General features: G+C 50.8%; 2 tRNA genes and 2 rRNA genes (1 of these 4 cut by a window edge). All 4 read right to left on the bottom strand.

Annotated features, from left to right (window positions below):
- A 23S ribosomal RNA gene (locus QUA54_RS33640) occupies positions 1-245 on the bottom strand; it reaches 2658 nt to the left of the window's first position.
- A 204-nt stretch (positions 246-449) separates the two neighbouring features.
- Positions 450-522: transfer RNA gene (locus QUA54_RS33635), tRNA-Ala, on the bottom strand.
- Between the two features lie 93 nt (positions 523-615).
- A tRNA-Ile gene (locus tag QUA54_RS33630) sits at positions 616-689 on the bottom strand.
- Positions 690-805: 116 nt separating this feature from the next.
- Positions 806-2305 (bottom strand): 16S ribosomal RNA (locus QUA54_RS33625).
- Together the 16S and 23S rRNA genes with 2 tRNA genes alongside form the textbook arrangement of a ribosomal RNA operon.
- Positions 2306-2500 lie beyond the last annotated feature (195 nt).

The following is a 2500-nucleotide window of genomic DNA, read 5'->3' as shown; positions in this document are numbered from 1 at the left end:
CCGTTCGCTCACCACTACTTGGGAAATCGCTATTGCTTTCTCTTCCTCCAGCTACTAAGATGTTTCAATTCGCTGGGTTCGCCGCTATCAGTCTATGTATTCAACTGATGCTTACTGGGTTGCCCCATTCGGACATCTCCGGATCAATGCTTGCTTCCAGCTCCCCGGAGCTTATCGTCGGTCGCCACGTCCTTCTTCGCCTCTGTGTGCCTAGGTATCCACCGTTAGCCCTTTGTAACTTGACCACTTAATCTTTTGATGGTTGTCGCTTGTCATATCCTCCGATTGCTCGGATGACTGACACGCTTTGATGACTTAATTTCTATGCAGTTTTCAAGGTTCTGACTAGAGTTCTAGACTCCAGCATTCCGACTTCTTTTTTGACCAAGCTAGTCTGGGTGCTGATTTCTCTCTCTTTTAGTTTTTTTGTTGGTTGTAGTTAGTGAGAGTGGAGGTAAGCGGACTCGAACCGCTGACTTCCTGCGTGCAAGGCAGGCGCTCTACCAACTGAGCTATACCCCCACTAAGCAAGTTCTGATTTTGATTTTATGAGTCCTGAATTAATCTAAGATTATTCATTACTCATTACTGACAATTCATCACTTTTTTTCCAGGTGGGCCATCCTGGATTTGAACCAGGGACCTCACCCTTATCAGGGGTGCGCTCTAACCAACTGAGCTAATAGCCCGCGAGTTCCGAACCAGTTAATAGTTTGAAAGCTTTGACATCTATTCCTCGAACGACCAGGGATGACTGACAACGACCTATTGTTTAGGTTCGGTCGACTATCAGATGGTCTCCCTAAAAGGAGGTGATCCAGCCACACCTTCCGGTACGGCTACCTTGTTACGACTTCACCCCAGTCATCAGCCCTGCCTTCGGCATCCTCCTCCTCGAAAGGTTAGAGTAATGACTTCGGGCGTGGCCAACTTCCATGGTGTGACGGGCGGTGTGTACAAGGCCCGGGAACGGATTCACCGCAGTATGCTGACCTGCGATTACTAGCGATTCCGCCTTCATGCAGGCGAGTTGCAGCCTGCAATCTGAACTGAGGCAGGGTTTACGGGATTAGCTCGCCCTCGCGGGTTGGCTGCCCTCTGTCCCTACCATTGTAGTACGTGTGTAGCCCAGGACGTAAGGGGCATGCTGACTTGACGTCATCCCCACCTTCCTCCGGTTTGTCACCGGCAGTCTGTTTAGAGTGCCCAACTTAATGATGGCAACTAAACACGAGGGTTGCGCTCGTTGCGGGACTTAACCCAACATCTCACGACACGAGCTGACGACAGCCATGCACCACCTGTGTTCGCGCTCCCGAAGGCACTCCTCTGTTTCCAAAGGATTCGCGACATGTCAAGTCCTGGTAAGGTTCTTCGCGTTGCATCGAATTAAACCACATACTCCACCGCTTGTGCGGGCCCCCGTCAATTCCTTTGAGTTTCACACTTGCGTGCGTACTCCCCAGGCGGGATACTTAACGCGTTAGCTACGGCACTGTCCGGGTCGATACAGACAACACCTAGTATCCATCGTTTACGGCTAGGACTACTGGGGTATCTAATCCCATTCGCTCCCCTAGCTTTCGTCCCTGAGTGTCAGTTATGGTCCAGCAGAGCGCCTTCGCCACCGATGTTCTTCCTGATCTCTACGCATTTCACCGCTACACCAGGAATTCCCTCTGCCCCTACCATACTCTAGCTGTTCAGTTTCCACTGCCTTTCCGAAGTTAAGCCCCGGTCTTTGACAGCAGACTTGAACTGCCACCTGCGGACGCTTTACGCCCAATCATTCCGGATAACGCTTGCATCCTCCGTCTTACCGCGGCTGCTGGCACGGAGTTAGCCGATGCTGATTCCTCTGGTACCGTCAGGCTGCTTTCACAACTTTCTTCCCAGAGAAAAGGGGTTTACAACCCAAGAGCCTTCTTCCCCCACGCGGTCTTGCTCCGTCAGGCTTTCGCCCATTGCGGAAAATTCCCCACTGCTGCCTCCCGTAGGAGTCTGGGCCGTGTCTCAGTCCCAGTGTGGCTGATCGTCCTCTCAGACCAGCTACCGATCGTCGCCTTGGTGGGCTTTTACTCCGCCAACTAGCTAATCGGACGCGAGCTCATCTTCAGGCTATAAATATTTTCCCTTGCGGTACATCGGGGCTTAGCAGTCGTTTCCAACTGTTGTCTCCGTCCTGAAGGCAGATTCTCACGCGTTACTCACCCGTCCGCCACTAAGTATTTCTACTCCGTTCGACTTGCATGTGTTAAGCAGACCGCCAGCGTTCATCCTGAGCCAGGATCAAACTCTCCGTGTTGTTGAGTTCTTTTTTGGCTTTAGTCAAGTTCTTTCCACTCAGCACAACAAAGGCTGGTTTTTTTCCCTTGACTTTTTTCTCGTTGTTTGCGATATTGAGTATCAGCTCTCGCCTTCACTCTCTATCTTGATTTTTTTGACGAGGTTAATAGTGCTTTAAGCTTTCAAACTATTCTTTTTTCTAGGTTCAGTTTTT

Source organism: Microcoleus sp. MOSTC5 (assembly GCF_036701825.1).
Classification (GTDB): Bacteria; Cyanobacteriota; Cyanobacteriia; order Cyanobacteriales; family Microcoleaceae; genus Microcoleus; species Microcoleus asticus.
The sequence above is the reverse complement of the archived record's forward strand: the minus strand, read 5'-3'. Positions and strand labels throughout refer to the sequence as shown.